We start from the raw sequence: 17,053 nt of genomic DNA, 5'->3' as shown, positions 1-17,053 counted from the left end.
AAATCAGCTGACCAATACGAATACCCCTCGAACCCGCGCAAGCAACGGCTCACGTACCAGTAGAAACAAACTCCGTTATGGCCTTCGACAGCGCGTCCCAATCGGTAAACTCGCGGTCTTCCTTGCGTGGATCAATTGCCTGATGACGCAAGATCGCGTGCCGCAGTATTTGGGTTTCATAATAGCCATAGCTGCTGGGGTGCACCGCTCCGGCAACTAGCAACTCTGCATTTGGCTCAAGACCAGTTCGCAATTTCATTTCAACCAAATATTCCTGCGCCTCCTCGATTAACTCGGGAAATGCAGCGCCAAGGCTGACGGAGATCATAAATGTGCGACGGGTCGCCAAGGAGTCTTGGCTTGCGGTCAACAGCAGTTCAAAATTCGGGGGATGCCGACGCTCATGGACAGGCGCGGCCAAAATGACAGTATCAAACCCCGCAAACGTTACTTCCGCCATCTTGTCAGATGCATCCACCAACGTGGCCTCATACCCCGCATTGCGCACTTCGGCTTCAACAAACCGAGCAATCTTGCGAGTCTGCCCTTCGAGAGATGCAAACAGAATAAGTACCGACATTCGGTTTCTCCTTATCTCTAGTCGCGGCGCTCAAACATCAGCGCCACTCAAACGGTATCAGTGTCACGCTCGGCTGGCCTTGTCCGAAATCAAATGTGGGTGATTAATTATGACCTTACCTATCGCTGCCATCCGCACGGGCTAAATATTTCGACCAGAGTTGACCAACGTCAAATTAAAGAAAGAGCAGGGTTGATAGGGACATCTCAAGCAGTCTTGGGGTCCGATATCCGCAGTTTACCCACCTTTATTGATCTACGTGCCTTCCTTGCTTGGACCAAGGAAAAGGGCGATTTTCTTTGTCTCCCTGACAAGATCAACCTGCAACATGAAATGACCGCCGTGCAAATGGCAGCGTTGCGCGCCAAGGGTCCGGTTTTGCGCTTTGATGCTGCCATCGGAGCGGAGAATACTGCGTCTGCCATGCCTGTGATCGGCAATCTTTTCGGCACCTCAGAACGTGTCGCCGCCGGACTAGGACTTGCGCTTGATGAGGTTCCTGCCTTTGGCGACTTTCTCGCGGCCTTGCGCAGCCCGCCTCTAGTGGATGGCATGCGCGATGCGCTGTCCCGCTGGCCGATGCTCAAGGCGGCCCTGACGACACGCCCGAAACTTCTGCGCACAGCACCTGTGCAAGAAATTGACGCGCCGATTGATATGCATATGATCCCCGTCCAAACGCCGTGGCCCGAGGATGCGGGGCCGTTGATCACATGGCCAGTTGTCATCACGCGGCCCTATGGCACGACGCTGGACAGTTTGGCACAGTATAACTTGGGGGGTTACCGCGCTCAAGTTATTGGAGCAGATCGCTTAATCCTGCGCTGGCTGGCACATCGCGGCGGGGCGGCCCATGCCCGCAGCTGGGCGCAAGCTGGTGCGCCGATGCCGGTTGCAATTGCCCTCGGAGCGGACCCTGCAACGCTGCTTTCTGCGGCGCGTCCCCTACCCGAAAATATCTCGGAATTGATGTTTTCGGGCGTATTGCGCGGCGCGCGCACGCAACTTGTTCCCGCCCGCAGCGTACCGCTTTTGGTGCCCGCCCATGCGGAAATTATGATCGAAGGCTGGGTTCACCCCAATGATTTCGCCCCAGAGGGGCCGTTTGGCGATCACACCGGTTATTACAACTCAGTCGAAAACTTCCCTGTGTTGCGGATCAGCGCGATCACCCATCGCCGCAATCCGCTTTATCTGAGCACGGTTACGGGGCGCCCTCCTGATGAGCCGTCGGTAATTGGCGAAGTGTTCAATACTCTCGCCCTGCCCGTGATCCGCGCGCAAATCCCTGAAATCCGCGACCTTTGGTTACCACCCGCGGCATGCTCCTATCGGATGGCTGTGGTGCAGATTTCCAAACGCTATCCCGGTCAAGCTAAGCGCGTCATGATGGCGCTTTGGGGAATGTTGGCGCAGTTCTCTTATACCAAGACAATTATTGTGGTGGATGAAGACATTGACCCGCGCAATTGGGACGACGTTGCTTGGGCCATGGCCACCCGCATGGACCCCTCTCGTGATGTGACTGTGCTCGAAAATACGCCAATGGACTATCTGGATTTCTCCAGCCCCCGTGACGGGTTGGCGGGCAAACTTGGCATTGATGCCACAAATAAAATCGGCGCGGAAACCACGCGTGAATGGGGCCGCGTGATGGCGATTGATCCGGAACACGAGGCGCGCGCCACCGAATTGATTGCGCGGTATTTGGGCGGTGCGCGATGACCAGACGGGTGATTTTGGGCGTCTCTGGAGCGTCAGGCGCGGCTTTGGCGCTGGAAGCTGCGAAGGTTCTGCACTGCTCCGGTATTAAGGTTGATTTGGTGCTCTCGCGGATGGCGGAACGCACTTTGGAGCTAGAAATCGGGCCTAACGCACAAGCCGAACTGGTGGCTTTGGTAGACCGCCTACATCCGGTCGCCGATCTGGGGGCAACCATTGCTTCTGGCTCTTATCCCGTTGCGGGCATGATCGTCGCGCCTTGTTCGATGCGCAGTCTTGCCGCGATTGCGCAGGGGCTGGATGATAACCTGCTGACCCGCGCCGCCAGTGTGCAACTCAAAGAACGCCGCCCTTTGATTTTGCTGGCGCGTGAAGCACCGCTGACGCTGGCCCACTTGCGCAATATGACCGCGGTCACCGAAATGGGCGGTATCAATTTCCCGCCCGTGCCCGCGTTTTACCTGCGCCCCCAAACCACTCAAGACATCACCACCCAAATCGCCGCGCGCGCGGTTGATTTGTTGCGACTCGCCCCTGCCCAAGCCAAAGCCTGTGCTCCCTCAATCGGAGACGACCCAAAATGAAAATATCCCTAGATACGCAAGTGCGCGATATTGCCGCCGAGATGCCCGGTGCCGCCGAATTGTTCCGCCAAGCAGGCATCAGTTTCTGTTGCGGCGGTAAGATGCCGTTGGCCGAGGCTGCGGACGCCCAAGGATTGAAACCTGACACCCTGTTGGCGCAACTTATGGCGTTGCAAGAGGCCGCGAACCGCGATGCACCAAGCGAAACATCGGCGCTGATCGATCATCTGTTGGAACGCTACCATGAAACCCATCGCCGCGAATTGGAGAGCCTAATCCCCTTGGCGCAACGTGTGGAAACCGTGCATGGCGACCACGAAGAGGCCCCACTTGGGCTGACGGCCGCATCGATCGCTTTGTATGACGAACTGGACCCCCATATGCAGAAGGAGGAACAGGTTTTGTTCCCTTTGATGCGCGAAGGGAATGCCTCCGCGCTGGCTGCCCCACTCGCGATTATGCGTCAAGACCACGAGAATTCCACCAATCTTTTGCGGGGGATTGAGCATGCCAGCCATGGTCTAAACCTACCCGAAGGCGCTTGTGGCTCGTGGACGGCGCTTTACACTGGAGTGCGCAAATTGGGCGGCGATCTTGTGGCGCATATCCATCTGGAGGAAACTGTGCTGTTTCCACGGTTTGACGGCCAAGCGGCATAACCTGCCCGCGCTATGGGCCGAGGCTTTGTGGGCGAAGATAGTCCGGTTCGTGGCGTGGGCGCTATTTGTTGATGCGTTTGATTTGGTCGATATTGATTTCCACGATGCAGTCGCCACTGGGAGGCTGGTTGTCATCCGGCGGTTATACCGAAAATTTATGGTTCTGAATATCTCAATCACAATTAGCCGAGCCGCGATTGGAGTTGGAGACTGGGCGCAATAAAATGCGTTGCTACACAGTCTCGACCGAAGGGAAACCTAAATTTTGGGGCGAAGTTCGGCCATAACAAGATCATAGAGATCCCGTTTGAAGGGGACGATCGATTGGAGCAACTCATCGGGTGCCATCCAGCGCCATTCGCTAAATTCGGGGTGTTCGGTTTGGATGTTAATATCGGCATCCGTTCCGTTGAACCGCATTAGGAACCAAAGCTGTTCTTGGCCGCGATATTTGCCTTTCCAGAGGCGTTGGGACAGTTCCAGCGGCAAGTCATAGGGGAGCCATTCACTGGTTTGAGCCTCAATGGTTACGAGGTTTTTGGTCACGCCGGTTTCTTCCCAAAGCTCTCTTAGGACAGCGACTTCCGGCGCTTCGCCCTTATCAACGCCTCCTTGAGGCATTTGCCAAGCAGGCGGCTCAGATTCGGGGCGGTCGTTGCGTTGACCTGCAAAAATGTGACCGTCTTTATTGACCAGCATGACGCCAACACAGGGGCGGTAGGGGCGATTGTCTTGAGCATCGATGGTCATGGGAGGCAACACTTTGCATTTAGAAAAGAAACGGGGCAGCGGCTTTGAAACCACTGCCCCGAAATTTGTGTTCTCAAACTTACTTTTCGCCACTTAAGGCGGTAAGTCCGCGCAGGATATCGATGGCGTAGGAAAGCTGATAATCTTCGTCGCGCAACTTGGCTGCGTCTTCTTCAGCTTGTTGCTCCTCTTGCAGGAGGTGACGCTCATCGTCTGTCATCGAGTCATTGGAGAGGCTACCGCGCAGGTCTTCTTCTGTGCGGCGCTTAGGTGTATCCTCTTCCTCTTCTTCGACGGCTTCCGGATCGCGGCGGGGCTGTTCAACAACGATGTTTGGCGACACGCCGAGAGCTTGGATTGAGCGGCCAGACGGTGTGTAATACCGTGCCGTTGTTAGGCGCATGGCACCGTCGCCTTTGAGGGGCATGATCGTCTGAACAGATCCCTTGCCGAAGCTTTTGGTGCCGACAACAACGGCGCGACGGTGATCTTGGAGGGCTCCTGCGACGATTTCGGATGCCGATGCGGAGCCACCGTTGATTAAGACAACGATTGGTTTACCCTCAGCCAAATCGCCAGCGGTCGCATTGAAGCGCTCGCCATCTGCGGCAGCACGGCCACGAGTTGAAACGATTTCTCCGGCCTCTAGGAAGGCGTCGGAGACGCGGATCGCTTGCGTGAGGAGGCCACCTGGATTGTTGCGCAAATCGACGATAAACCCATTTACGTTTTCAATACCGCCAGCCTCTTCGACCTGTTCTTTGATCCCTTCAGCAAGATTGGGGTATGTTTGATCATTGAAGGTTGTGATCCGTAAAACGACGGTGTCGCCTTCGGTGCGCGAACGCACGGCTGTAAGCTTGATGATGTCTCGGATGATGGAAATATCAAAGGGTTCTGTTTCGCCTTCGCGCACGACGGTGATGATGATTTCACTGCCAACTTCACCGCGCATCGCTTCAACGGCTTCGTCGAGTGTTAGGCCGAGTATGCTTTCGCCATCAACGTGCGTAATAAAATCGCCTGCTTCGACGCCCGCTTCAAAGGCTGGTGTGTCGTCAATCGGAGAGACAACTTTAACGAAGCCCTCCTCTTGGGTCACTTCGATGCCAAGGCCGCCAAATTCGCCGCGGGTTTGTTCACGCATGTCGTCGAAATCGGTCGGGGGTAGGTAGCTTGAATGCGGGTCGAGGGATGTAAGCATCCCAGAGATAGCGGCTTCAATAAGTTCGGATTCGTCAACTTCTTCGACATATTGTGCGCGAATACGCTCAAAAGCTGCGCCGAATAAGTCGAGCTGCTCATAGACCGAAGATTTCGTTTCAGTTTCCTGTGCCAAAAGAGGGGCAGCAAGCTGTGTTGTCACCAAAACGGCCAAAAGCGAGCCACCGGCTGCTGCCATAAAGAATTTCTTCATATTGTCCTATTCCTTTGTCACTGCAAACCACGGGGCGGGATCCAGCGTGGATTTGCCCTGTCGTAACTCCATATAAAGCGTTTCCGAACGAGAAGCGCCACTCCCATTGCGCGTTTTCTGCAAAAACTCTTGCGCTTGAGGCGCGTTACCGCCCATGAGACCCAACGGATCCCCTGTCAGAACCACTTGGCCGACTTCGCCATATACCTCACTTAATCCAGCTATGACCAAAAGATAACCCGCTTGTGGCTCCAGAATGATCACATTTCCGTAGTCAAGCAGCGGACCGCGATAGCGAATGGTCGCCGGAGCCGGAGAAGTAACGACGGAAAGAGCGTTCGCCGCGATCAAAAAACCGGGACGACGGATGCCCGAGGCGTCGGCTTCGTCATACTTTCTCAAGACGCGCCCCAAGACGGGGAGGTTGAGGTTTCCCTGCATGGCTTCGAAATCCATGATGACCAAAGGCGCGGCGTCGACGCCTTGCACCAGTCCCGTGGCGAAGGCTTCAAGTGTTTCGCTGCCTTCGAGCAGGCTTTGCAGGCGCTCAGGGTCTTCAACAAAGCGGCGCGGTAGATCTGTGCGGTCCGAAATCGCCAGCGATAATTCGGTGCGCGCGTCTTGGGCGCCAAAAAGCCCTTCCTGAAGCGATTGCACGGCACTTTCCTGAAGCGAACGCAGCAGGGCAACTTCCTGAAGGCGGGCGCGTAATTCTTCGGCGTTCGCCTGAAGGCTTGGTGTGACGTCCGACAGGATCATCCCAGAGCGCGCGGTTCCAAGGGGGCCGGAGGGGTGGAGCAGTAAGAGAGGCGTCGGCGACGATTCCATTGATTGCAGAACTCCAATCAACTGGGCGACTTCTTCGCGGCGGGCTTCAAATTCAAGCGCAATGGCCTGTTCGCGAATGGTGGCACGTCGCAGGCCCTCGCGCATGGCTTCAAGGCCCGCTTCAAAGGCTTGCACCGCTTCGGTCAGGGCGGCAACGCGATCACTCGCGCTTTTGGCGTCGTCTAACGCCAAGGTTGCCGTGCTGATTTGTTGGGCCGCGCGGCGTGCCGCATGCGAAGGATCAACCTCCGCCATCGAAGGCGTAGCCATGCCCAACGTCAAAAGGCAGCCTATGATGCGCAGGGTTTTCATCGAATGATCAGCGTCTCGCCCGTCATTTCTGGCGGGAGATCAAGCCCCATCAGATCGAGGATCGTTGGCGCAAGATCGGAAAGGCGACCCGTCCGAAGTTTAGCGCCCGCGGGTCCACCAAACAGGGCGACGGGAACGGGATTGGTTGTATGGGCGGTGTGTGGCCCTCCGGTTACGGGGTCTACCATCGTTTCACAATTGCCGTGGTCCGCCGTGATAATCATCGCGCCGCCAACGGCCTCCAATGCCTCAAGCACCCGTCCGAGGCCGCGATCCACAGCTTCGCAGGCCTTAATCGCAGCCGCCAAGTCACCCGTATGACCAACCATATCGGGGTTCGCGTAATTGGTAACGATGAGGTCATAGCCCGCATTGATGGCCTCGACGAATTTGTCTGTGACCTCGACGGACGACATCTCAGGTTGCAAATCATAGGTCGCGACTTTGGGCGACTGGGGCATGAAGCGGTCTTCGCCGATTTCTGGCTCTTCTTTGCCACCGTTCAAAAAGAACGTCACATGTGGGTATTTTTCGGTTTCGGCAAGGCGGAATTGGCGCAAACCCTTTTGGGCGACCCAAGAGCCAAGGGTGTTCACAAGGTTTGCCTTGGGAAAACAGACGTCCATATAGGTGGTGTGGTCATCGGAATAACCGACCATCCCAAGGTAGCTTGAAAGTGTGGGCCGAGGTCCGGTTTCAAATCCGTTAAAGGCGGGTTGTCCGATGGCCGCAAGGATTTCGCGGGCGCGGTCTGCGCGGAAGTTGAGGCAATAAACCCCGTCGCCATCCCGAACGCCCACATAGGGTGCGATGACGGTCGGCAAGATGAATTCGTCGGTTTCGCCGCGCGCCCAAGCTGCGGAGACAGCCTCGATGGCTGTGTTCGCGGCTTCTCCCGTGGCATTTATTATTGCGCCATAGGCTTTGGAGACGCGTTCCCAGCGGTTGTCCCGATCCAAGGCGTAATAGCGTCCAGAAACCGTGCCGATCTGGACGGATTGGGGCAGGGCGGCCACAAATTCGGCCATAAAGTGATCTGCCGATTTAGGTGCAACATCGCGCCCGTCGGTGATTGCATGGATGACGCATGGCACGCCTGCGTCGCTGACCGCTTTGGCTGCCGCGACGACGTGGTTGAGATGCCCGTGCACGCCGCCGTCCGAAATGACACCGATCAAATGCGCGGTGCCGCCGTTGTTTTTTAGGGTGTCGATAAATCCGCGCAGGGCTTTGTTTTGGGCGAAACTTCCATTCTCAACCGCAAGGTCAATTTGTCCAAGGTCCATCGGCACCACGCGTCCGGCCCCGATATTTGTGTGCCCAACTTCCGAATTGCCCATCTGCCCCGTGGGGAGGCCCACATCGGGCCCGTATGTGGTCAGGGTCGCATGCGGGCTTTCACTCATGATGCGGTCGAAATTCGGCGTCGCGGCCATCGCTGGCGCGTTGTTCGCGGTTTCGTCGCGGTGTCCCCAACCATCAAGAATACAAAGAACAATCGGTTTTTTTGCTATCGTTTTCGCGGACATGGCTCTCTCGCTTTATGGATTTGCGTTAGGTTTAATCCGCAGCCCTGCGAAGAGCAAGGTCATGTGCGGTGGTAAGGGCTGCCCGAAAGGATTGTCGCGGCGCGATACAGCTGCTCAGAGAGCATAACGCGCGCCAACATATGCGGCCAGACCATAGCGCCGAACGATAGGCGAAAATTGGCCTTGGCGCGCAGGGATCTCGCAATGCCGTCCGCACCACCGATAATAAAGGCCACGTCGCTTTGTCCGTCATCGCGCCATTGCGCGAGAGTGTTGGCGAAATCGGGGCTTGGCATCACCTTGCCCCGTTCGTCCATAATCGCAATTAGCGCATTTTGGGGCAGGGCGCGTTCCAGAAGTACGGCTTCTGCATCGGAGCCCATCCCCTTTTTGTCTTCGACCTCATGCACCGTGACGGGCCCAAGACTAAGGGCGCGACCCGTACGCTCAAATCGGGTGAGGTAATCGTCCAAAAGGGCGCGTTCTGGCCCCGCCCGCATGCGGCCAACAGCACAGATATGAACGCGCATCCTTGAAACCTATGTTAAAGAGGTTGGATCGCTTGAGCCTGGAACGCCAGCCTGCCACATTTTTTCAAGCTGATAGAATTCGCGCACTTCAGGGCGGAATACATGCACAATCACGTCGCCCGCATCGACCAAAACCCAATCGCCGGGGCCTTTGCCTTCAAGCTTCGAAATGTAGCCGGTTTCTTGCTTGATACGATCCGCGAGCTTCTCGGAAATTGCCGAGACTTGGCGCGAGGAGCGACCCGAGCACACGATCATTTGGTCAGCCATTTCAGACTTGCCAGCAAGGTCGATTGTTACAACGTCTTCAGCTTTGTCATCTTCTAAAGACGACAAAATGAGCGCGAGCAAGGCTTCACTCGCGGCACTTTCGGATGCTGTTTTTTTCTTTGCCTTAACGGGTTTGTCGCCGTTGGCAGTGTCAGAAGAGTGAGACAGATTCCTGTCCTCCGTAATGCGCACCGGACCCTCCGATGCATGTATCGTCTAAAGATAACACCGCATATGTTAAATCTCAATGATAAGACGCGGGGTCATAGGACTTTGGCGCGGGATTAGCAACACCACAAAGCTTAATCGGGGCGGGAAAGCGCGAATTTTGGTGCTAGGGGCCGCATTTATAACCCTTGTCGTCTTGGGTTTTCGCGCGGGGAAGTATTGCGAGACTCATTCAAAGAGAGTATGGCAACGTTATGAAGCGTATATTTGACATCGATGACCATAGTTTTCTGCCTTGGCGGTTCTATGGACAACAGCTCTCGATCAACGCCTACCTCTAGGTTTGGCGCGCCACAGGTGCGTCCGCTTTGCAGCCCAAATGCCACAAATTTACCTAACGAACGGGAGTGGACCATGTCCGCCAAAACACTTTATGACAAAATCTGGGATGCCCATGTCGCCCAAGTTGACGAAGACGGCACAACCCTACTTTATATTGACCGCCACCTTGTCCACGAAGTGACAAGCCCGCAGGCCTTTGAAGGTTTGCGCCTAACGAATCGCAAAGTGCGCGCGCCGGATAAAACCATCGCTGTGCCTGATCACAACGTACCAACCACGCTGGATCGCGCCAAAGGTATCGAAAACGAAGAGAGCCGCATTCAAGTTGACGCTCTCGATAAGAACGCCAAGGATTTTGGCATTCACTACTATCCAGTTTCCGACGTGCGCCAAGGAATTGTGCACATCGTTGGCCCAGAGCAGGGTTGGACCCTTCCGGGCATGACTGTTGTTTGCGGCGACAGCCACACAGCAACCCACGGCGCGTTTGGCGCGTTGGCGCATGGCATCGGGACATCGGAAGTTGAGCATGTTTTGGCGACCCAAACGCTGATCCAGCAAAAATCCAAAAACATGAAGGTCGAAATCACAGGGAAATTGAATCCCGGTGTGACAGCCAAAGACATCACTATGGCCGTGATCGGCGTAACGGGCACCGCTGGCGGTACTGGTTATGTGATCGAATATTGTGGCGAAGCCATCCGCGCCCTTTCTATGGAAGGCCGTATGACTGTCTGTAATATGGCCATCGAAGGCGGCGCGCGCGCAGGTATGATTGCGCCCGACCAAACAACGTTTGACTATGTCAAAGGCCGTCCACATGCACCCAAAGGCGCGGAATTTGACGCGGCTCTGGCGTGGTGGAAAACGCTCTTTTCTGACGATGACGCGCATTTTGACAAAGTCATCACCCTTAAGGCCGAAGACATTCAGCCTGTTGTAACATGGGGCACTTCGCCCGAAGACGTGTTGCCGATTACGGCCACCGTGCCGTTCCCGTCGGATTTTACCGGTGGCAAAGTTGACGCCGTTGCGCGCTCACTGGAATACATGGGCCTCACGCCTGGTATGAAACTGACCGACATTGAAATCGACACAGTGTTCATTGGCTCCTGTACCAATGGCCGGATCGAAGATTTGCGCGCAGTTGCTGGCGTCGTGAAGGGCAAGAAAATTAAAGAAGGTATGCGGGCGATGATCGTTCCGGGTTCCGGCCTCGTGCGGGCGCAAGCCGAAGAAGAGGGCCTTGCTGCTATCTTCACGGACGCCGGTTTTGAATGGCGTTTGGCTGGGTGTTCCATGTGTTTGGCAATGAATCCAGATCAGCTTTCGGATGGTGAACGCTGTGCGGCAACATCCAACCGCAATTTCGAAGGTCGTCAGGGCCGTGGTGGGCGTACCCATCTCGTGTCTCCAGCTATGGCAGCAGCCGCTGCTTTGACTGGTAAATTGACCGACATCCGCGACCTTATTTAAGAGGAATACCCTAAATGGAAAAGTTCGAAAAACTGACCGGAATCGCGGCGCCAATGCCGTTGATCAATATCGACACTGATATGATCATCCCAAAAGTATTCCTGAAAACGATCAATCGCACGGGGCTTGGCGTCAATTTGTTCGCCGAAATGCGCTATAATAACGACGGCTCTGAAAAGGCGGATTTTGTGCTGAACAATCCCGCCTATCGGGACGCGGAAATCCTTATTGCGGGCGACAACTTTGGGTGTGGCTCGTCGCGGGAGCACGCACCTTGGGCGATCAAAGACTTCGGAATTCGGTGTGTTATTTCCACAAGCCTTGCGGATATTTTCTTCAGCAATTGCTTCAAAAACGGAATTTTGCCGATAATCCTCCCCAAGGAGCAAGTCGACATGTTGATGCAGGATGCCGGTAATGGCGCGAACGCACGCATGACTGTAGACCTTGAAGCGCAAGAGATCACGATGTCAGATGGAACGGTTGTTCCCTTCGATGTTGATGCCTTCAAAAAGCAATGTTTGCTCGAAGGTCTGGATGACATCAGCCTAACTTTGGCCAAAGAAGCGGCGATTGATTCTTTCGAATCTGCCGCGGCGATCTCTCGCCCTTGGGTATAACACTAGGCGGTAAAATTGCCGGTTCCACCACATCTAGGGGGTCGCAGTATATCTGCGACCCCCTTCGTGGTTAATGATGCAATCTCGCACCAGTTTCACCATGAAATTGCCTTAAACATTTAGTCATAGTTAACAGAGTGTTGCAGAACGTGGCGAAAGAAGGCAAAAATTGGGCAAGAATGAGGCAGACCGCCACAATGTGCGGAAAATCGTTGGAATAAGAGATCGGCTACGGATCGTTTTCGGCCAACCAAAGGGTAATTGGGCAGTGTTATCACAGCTAATTGGCGCGATCGTGCGCGGTATTTTGGTGGCTCTCTTAATTGCAGCGCCCTCCATAATCGTGCCCGGCAATCATTCAGATACGAGCCAAGTTGTGGCGCTTCTCGCGATTTTTGCAGGCCTGCTCACCACAATTGAATATGCTTCCGACTACCCAAGCCTGATGGAATTTCGCGACGCGCCCCCGTTTAATCGGATTCGCTATATCAGCTTGTTGCTGATGGTTGTTTTGCTGTCGTTGATTGTTGATGACGGCGCGGATGCCGCAACTTTGCAACGTTTCACGCATGCCGTCGGAACTGTTGTCGGCCAAGCTATGGATTTCCCCTACAGCCCTGTGCGCTTGTTTGTTTTGGCGCTGCCAGCGGACGCAAGTTCGAGCGACATAGAGTTTGTGCGCACAGCAGCCGGTCTTTGTTATTTGATCTCTCTCGTGTCCCTTGCTGTCTTTATGATTGGTCTGCGGATGGGGCGCTGGCCCGCTCGCGGTCAAAACTTTAATGTTTGGGTCAATTTGCCGACCTTTGATCCCACAGCGGGTCGCGATGTTGTCGATCGCCTTACGCGGGACGCGCGGTTTAATTCTGTGCTAGGCTTTCTTCTACCGTTTATTATTCCCGCGGCGATGCAGACGACTTCGACTGTCTTTCAAGCGTTCTCGCTGGATTCGCCACAAACTTTGGTCTGGACGATTTCCGCATGGGCTTTCTTACCTGCGTCTCTGTTTATGCGCGGCATCGCCATGGCGCGGATTGCATCGTTGATTCAAGCAAAACGCCAATCCTCCTTTACCCAACAGGATGGCTTGGTCGCTGCCTAATTGCCCTGCTGATGGCGGGGCCAGCAATGGGGCAAACACCCTTGCGAGTGGCGACATACGACGTTGATTTTTTCCGCAAAGGGCCGGGAATTCTGTTGCGCGATATTCTGCGTGAGTCCTCCGATGACGCGAATGCCGCTCTGGGTGTGATTGCCCATGTGAACCCCGATATCCTTCTGCTAACGGGCATAGATTACGATCTTTCAAATATAACGGTCCGCGCGTTTGCCGATGCGTTGGCAGGCGGGGGTGCCGACTATCCCCATGTTTTCGCCGCCCTTCCCAATTCTGGCATGGCCTCGGGTTTGGACCTGAATGGCGATGGCCGTTTGGGAAGCGCGCGCGACGCGCAGGGGTATGGGCGCTATGCGGGGGCCAATGGCATGGCAGTCCTTTCGCGCTATCCGATCGAGGATGCAGGGTTTCGCGACTTCTCGGATTTACTCTGGAAGGATTTCCCACAGGCGGATTTGCCACAGATCGACGGCGCTCCGTTTCCAAGTCAGACTGCACAAGACAGCCAGCGCCTTTCGACGACGGGGCATTGGGACCTTCCAATAACCACGCCAGATGGGGTACTTCATCTGTTTGCCTATTCGGCCACGCCGCCAGTTTTCGACGGCCCAGAAGATATGAACGGCAAACGTAGCGCCGATGAAACGCGATTTTGGGGCGCGTACCTTGACGGTGCTCTTGCCCGACCCGCGCCCAGCGGCCCGTTCGTAATCCTTGGGAACTCAAATCTTGACCCCGTAGATGGCGATGGCATCAAAGGCGTAATGCAAACTCTTTTGGACCATCCCCGCGTGTTTGACCCACGCCCCTCAAGCCTTGGCGGGAAAGCGGCCTCTGACCCAAGCCACCTCGGCGATCCCGCTTTGGATACGGCGGATTGGCCAGGCGACGGTTCCAGCCCCGGAAACCTGCGGGTTGATTACGTCTTGCCATCCTCGGACATCACCGTTGTCGGAAGCGGCGTTTTCTGGCCCCAAGAAGGCACCCCAGAAGCGGCCCTTTTGGCCGAGGGCGAGGGGATTACCCGCCATCGACTGGTTTGGGTGGACATCACGCTGCCATAAGTTGGGCGCGCTTGAGGTTAGACGGTAGTTCGCAAAGCATGATCTCTTGGCGGGGTGTCGGGTGAAAGTCCGGCAGGATTTCCGCTAAGCGTGCACCCGAAAGGCGGTGTGGAATCTCGCTCAAATACCGCATTTCAAGCAACTCATAAGCTAAGGTCCATACAGGGCTCGCGAGCCGCATCAGCCACCACGGAAAATTCGTAATCTTGATTTTCTGTCCCGTCGCCGCCGTGATCTCCTCACAAAGTTCCTGAATCGTGAAACTTTCACCGGGGAGAGGGATGTCTTCAAAGGCATTCAGAGTGGCTCGCGTCTCCGCCAAAGCAACCGCCACCCGCGCCCAGTCGGGAAGATAGCAATAGGCATGTTCGACGTCTGTTGGCCCCATCGTTGTGACAACGCCCTTGTCGATTTTGCCAAGGATCACGAGGCTCATCAATGTTCCGTCGCGATTGGGGTCGAGGAAATCGCCGCCGCGCAGAATGATTGTGCGCAGGCCGTCTTTGGCGGCTTGACGATAACTCTCTTCCATTTCGATCCGAAGGCGGCCTTTGCGCGTGGTTGCAGCTTGCGGTGTGGTTGGCCCCCACATTCCGGCGGTTGCGCCGAAATTATAAACGTTTCCTGGAATGATAACGGTGGCGCCGCTGGCTTTTGCCGCCGCGATAATTTCGGCGGTATATTTGGGAACAAGCGTCGCCCATCCCTTGTATCCGGCGGGATTGAAGCCGTTGACGATCACATCGGCCCCCATCGCCGATTGCATGAGGTCATCGGTGGAGCGGTTGAATTTGCGCACGGTCCATCCCGCCTTTGCAAAGGCCTTGGCCGCGTGGAGACCTATTTTTCCGCTCGCGCCGAGAATGAGAACTGTCTGGGTCATTTGTAAATCCTTTCTGAAGTGTTGAAACGAGCTTACCTATTCGTTATTGTGGGTTGTATTCGCAAAATTTGAATGTGTGGTATTCAAAAATGAATGTTAATTCTCTCGCGTCCTTGGACTGGTCCCTCATTCAAAGCTTTATCGCTGTAGCTGAGGCGGGGTCACTGACGGGCGCTGCCAAACGGTTGGGGCACAGCCAGCCAACCCTTGGGCGACATATCACACAGATCGAAAACGCCTTGGAGGTGCAGCTTTTTTCGCGCGTGGCGCGGGGGTATGAACTTACCGAATATGGCCACGCATTATTGCCCGCCGCACGGGATATGCAGGCCGCCGCCGCGCGGCTTTCGCTGGCGGCCGCCGGGCAGGCGCAAAGCCTCTCGGGGGTTGTTCGTGTCACAGCGTCGGTGATGTTCTCCCATCATATTCTTCCTCCAATTTTGGCACGTTTGCGCGCATTTGAGCCGGACATCGAAGTGGAATTGAACGCAAGCGACACGACGGACAACCTGCTTTTCCACGAAGCGGATATCGCCGTGCGCATGTTCCGCCCCGAGCAGTTGGACACGATAACGCGCCATATTGGCGATATGGATTTGGGAATATATGCGGCGAAATCCTATATTGAGCGCAAGGGAATGCCGATCACACACCTTGATCTTAATCATCACGATTGGGTCGGGTATGATCGCAGTGAACTTATTATAAAAGGGATGCGCGCTTTGGGGTGGCATGTGGACCGCCGTTTTTTTGCGACGCGATGTGACAACCAAACGGCATATTGGGAGTTGGTCCGCGCGGGTTGTGGGATTGGCATCGCGCTTAAAACTATTGCGAACAAGACGTCGGAAGTTGTCGAGATTTTGCCAGACACCGTCACTGACGCGCTGCCCATTTGGTTGACCGCCCCTGAGGCCTTGCGCAACACGCCGCGCATTCGTCGGGTCTATGATTATTTGGCCGAGGAGCTAAGTCGCGTCGCGGGTGCTTGAATTTTCGGAGCGCGCGCGATATTGCCAAGGCAACTTAGCAAATAGTCGAGGAATTCTCATGAGTAACCCATCCATTTTGATCCTTCCTGGTGACGGCATTGGCCCCGAAGTCATGGACGAAGTCCGCAAAGTCATCGCTTGGTATGGCGAGAAGCGTGACATGGCGTTTGATGTGTCCGAAGACCTCGTCGGCGGCGCGGCCTATGACAAACACGGCACACCGTTGCACGACGACACAATGGCGCGCGCCATGGAGGTTGACGCCGTGTTGCTCGGCGCCGTTGGTGGCCCGAAATACGACGTGTTGGATTTCTCGGTGAAGCCAGAGCGCGGCCTTTTGCGTCTGCGCAAGGAAATGGATTTGTTCTCGAACTTGCGCCCTGCGCAGTGTTTTGATGCGCTGGCCGATTTCTCAAGCTTGAAGAAAGAAGTAGTTGCCGGCCTCGACATTATGATCGTGCGCGAATTGACCTCCGGTATTTATTTCGGTGAGCCACGTGGCATTTTCAAAGAAGGCAACGAGCGGGTTGGCATCAACACGCAACGTTACACCGAAAGCGAAATCGCCCGCGTTGCGCGCAGTGCGTTTGAATTAGCACGCCTTCGGAGCAACCGTTTGTGTTCGATGGAAAAAGCCAACGTTATGGAGAGCGGCATTTTGTGGCGCGATGTCGTCACCGAGATCCACGCCGCGGAATATCCCGATGTTGAATTGAGCCACATGTATGCCGACAACGGCGCCATGCAACTGGTGCGCGCCCCTAAGCAATTTGACGTTATCGTAACGGACAACCTGTTTGGCGATATCCTTTCGGATGCTGCCGCGATGCTGACTGGCTCCTTGGGTATGTTGCCCTCGGCAAGCCTTGGCGCGCCGATGGAAAATGGTCGCCCTAAAGCGATGTATGAACCCGTTCACGGCTCCGCACCCGACATTGCGGGCCAAGGTAAAGCCAACCCCATCGCTTGTATCCTCAGCTTCGCAATGGCGTTGCGGTATTCCTTTGAGGCGGGCGAAGAAGCGGCGCGTTTGGAGGCGGCTATTGCAACCGTCTTGGCCAATGGCGCACGCACCGCAGACCTCTTGGGTCCAGAAGGTGGAACCCCGATCAGCACAGGCGAAATGGGCGACGCAATCATCGCCGCTCTCGACGCAAGCCTCTAAGCTGGTCGAAAATTCTGGAAATTGGGGGCTTTGTGTCCCCTTTTT

At 55.5% G+C, this 17,053-nt stretch carries 17 protein-coding genes; 9 read left to right on the top strand and 8 right to left on the bottom strand.

The window, feature by feature from the left end; genetic code table 11:
- Positions 1-49 precede the first annotated feature (49 nt).
- Positions 50-580, bottom strand: a complete 531-nt coding sequence (locus AB9F29_RS05505; RefSeq protein WP_369754872.1) for a flavodoxin domain-containing protein — start codon at positions 578-580, stop codon at positions 50-52.
- A gap of 228 nt (positions 581-808) precedes the next feature.
- Here AB9F29_RS05505 and AB9F29_RS05500 point away from each other — a divergent pair, with 228 nt between their 5' ends.
- Genes AB9F29_RS05500 through ric form a run of 3 tightly spaced genes read left to right on the top strand, consistent with a single transcriptional unit; the run spans position 809 to position 3,545 of the window.
- Positions 809-2,305, top strand: coding sequence for a UbiD family decarboxylase (locus AB9F29_RS05500; protein WP_369754926.1), 1,497 nt, complete (start codon positions 809-811; stop codon positions 2,303-2,305).
- On the top strand, positions 2,302-2,886 hold the full coding sequence (locus tag AB9F29_RS05495) for a UbiX family flavin prenyltransferase (RefSeq protein ID WP_369754871.1): 585 nt from the start codon (positions 2,302-2,304) through the stop codon (positions 2,884-2,886). Before AB9F29_RS05500 ends, AB9F29_RS05495 begins: the two co-directional genes overlap by 4 nt.
- Positions 2,883-3,545, top strand: a complete 663-nt coding sequence (gene ric, locus AB9F29_RS05490) for an iron-sulfur cluster repair di-iron protein (protein WP_369754870.1) — start codon at positions 2,883-2,885, stop codon at positions 3,543-3,545. The genes AB9F29_RS05495 and ric overlap by 4 nt, the downstream gene beginning before the upstream one ends.
- Before the next feature lie 258 nt (positions 3,546-3,803).
- On the opposite strand, the gene AB9F29_RS05485 is transcribed toward ric, so the two are convergent.
- The 6 genes from AB9F29_RS05485 to rsfS form a co-directional block, all read right to left on the bottom strand.
- The gene (locus tag AB9F29_RS05485) at positions 3,804-4,295 is read right to left on the bottom strand and encodes an RNA pyrophosphohydrolase (RefSeq protein ID WP_369754869.1); all 492 of its coding nucleotides are present in this window, start codon (positions 4,293-4,295) and stop codon (positions 3,804-3,806) included.
- 79 nt (positions 4,296-4,374) lie between these two features.
- On the bottom strand, positions 4,375-5,712 hold the full coding sequence (locus AB9F29_RS05480; protein ID WP_335583850.1) for a S41 family peptidase: 1,338 nt from the start codon (positions 5,710-5,712) through the stop codon (positions 4,375-4,377).
- Positions 5,713-5,718: 6 nt separating this feature from the next.
- Positions 5,719-6,810 (bottom strand): murein hydrolase activator EnvC, encoded by a 1,092-nt coding sequence (locus AB9F29_RS05475; RefSeq protein ID WP_369754868.1) that lies wholly within the window; start codon positions 6,808-6,810, stop codon positions 5,719-5,721.
- Positions 6,811-6,848: 38 nt separating this feature from the next.
- Positions 6,849-8,381: a 2,3-bisphosphoglycerate-independent phosphoglycerate mutase gene (gene gpmI / locus AB9F29_RS05470; RefSeq protein ID WP_369754867.1), complete on the bottom strand. Its 1,533-nt coding sequence runs from the start codon at positions 8,379-8,381 to the stop codon at positions 6,849-6,851.
- Positions 8,382-8,440: 59 nt separating this feature from the next.
- Positions 8,441-8,911: a 23S rRNA (pseudouridine(1915)-N(3))-methyltransferase RlmH gene (gene rlmH, locus AB9F29_RS05465; RefSeq protein WP_039001755.1), complete on the bottom strand. Its 471-nt coding sequence runs from the start codon at positions 8,909-8,911 to the stop codon at positions 8,441-8,443.
- 9 nt (positions 8,912-8,920) lie between these two features.
- Positions 8,921-9,373, bottom strand: a complete 453-nt coding sequence (rsfS, locus tag AB9F29_RS05460; protein WP_369754866.1) for a ribosome silencing factor — start codon at positions 9,371-9,373, stop codon at positions 8,921-8,923.
- Between the two features lie 390 nt (positions 9,374-9,763).
- On the opposite strand from rsfS, the gene leuC reads away from it, so the two are divergent.
- The 4 genes from leuC to AB9F29_RS05440 all read left to right on the top strand — a co-directional run bounded on the left by leuC (position 9,764) and on the right by AB9F29_RS05440 (position 13,968).
- Positions 9,764-11,167, top strand: a complete 1,404-nt coding sequence (leuC, locus tag AB9F29_RS05455) for a 3-isopropylmalate dehydratase large subunit (RefSeq protein WP_369754865.1) — start codon at positions 9,764-9,766, stop codon at positions 11,165-11,167.
- Positions 11,168-11,181: 14 nt separating this feature from the next.
- On the top strand, positions 11,182-11,787 hold the full coding sequence (gene leuD, locus AB9F29_RS05450) for a 3-isopropylmalate dehydratase small subunit (protein ID WP_335583846.1): 606 nt from the start codon (positions 11,182-11,184) through the stop codon (positions 11,785-11,787).
- Positions 11,788-12,055: 268 nt separating this feature from the next.
- Positions 12,056-12,889 (top strand): hypothetical protein, encoded by an 834-nt coding sequence (locus AB9F29_RS05445; protein WP_335583845.1) that lies wholly within the window; start codon positions 12,056-12,058, stop codon positions 12,887-12,889.
- A gap of 26 nt (positions 12,890-12,915) precedes the next feature.
- The gene (locus AB9F29_RS05440) at positions 12,916-13,968 is read left to right on the top strand and encodes an endonuclease/exonuclease/phosphatase family protein (protein WP_369754864.1); all 1,053 of its coding nucleotides are present in this window, start codon (positions 12,916-12,918) and stop codon (positions 13,966-13,968) included.
- Here the strand turns inward: AB9F29_RS05440 and AB9F29_RS05435 are convergent.
- The gene (locus AB9F29_RS05435; RefSeq protein WP_369754863.1) at positions 13,955-14,851 is read right to left on the bottom strand and encodes an epimerase; all 897 of its coding nucleotides are present in this window, start codon (positions 14,849-14,851) and stop codon (positions 13,955-13,957) included. The two genes, AB9F29_RS05440 and AB9F29_RS05435, sit on opposite strands and share 14 nt — an antisense overlap.
- An 89-nt stretch (positions 14,852-14,940) precedes the next feature.
- Here AB9F29_RS05435 and AB9F29_RS05430 point away from each other — a divergent pair, with 89 nt between their 5' ends.
- Both AB9F29_RS05430 and leuB read left to right on the top strand, forming a co-directional pair.
- Positions 14,941-15,843, top strand: coding sequence for a LysR family transcriptional regulator (locus AB9F29_RS05430; RefSeq protein ID WP_335583842.1), 903 nt, complete (start codon positions 14,941-14,943; stop codon positions 15,841-15,843).
- 58 nt (positions 15,844-15,901) lie between these two features.
- Positions 15,902-17,008 (top strand): 3-isopropylmalate dehydrogenase, encoded by a 1,107-nt coding sequence (gene leuB, locus AB9F29_RS05425; protein WP_369754862.1) that lies wholly within the window; start codon positions 15,902-15,904, stop codon positions 17,006-17,008.
- Positions 17,009-17,053 lie beyond the last annotated feature (45 nt).

The sequence above is a fragment of the Falsihalocynthiibacter sp. S25ZX9 genome, assembly GCF_041205405.1.
GTDB classification, from domain to species: Bacteria; Pseudomonadota; Alphaproteobacteria; order Rhodobacterales; family Rhodobacteraceae; genus Falsihalocynthiibacter; species Falsihalocynthiibacter arcticus.
The sequence above is the reverse complement of the archived record's forward strand: the minus strand, read 5'-3'. Positions and strand labels throughout refer to the sequence as shown.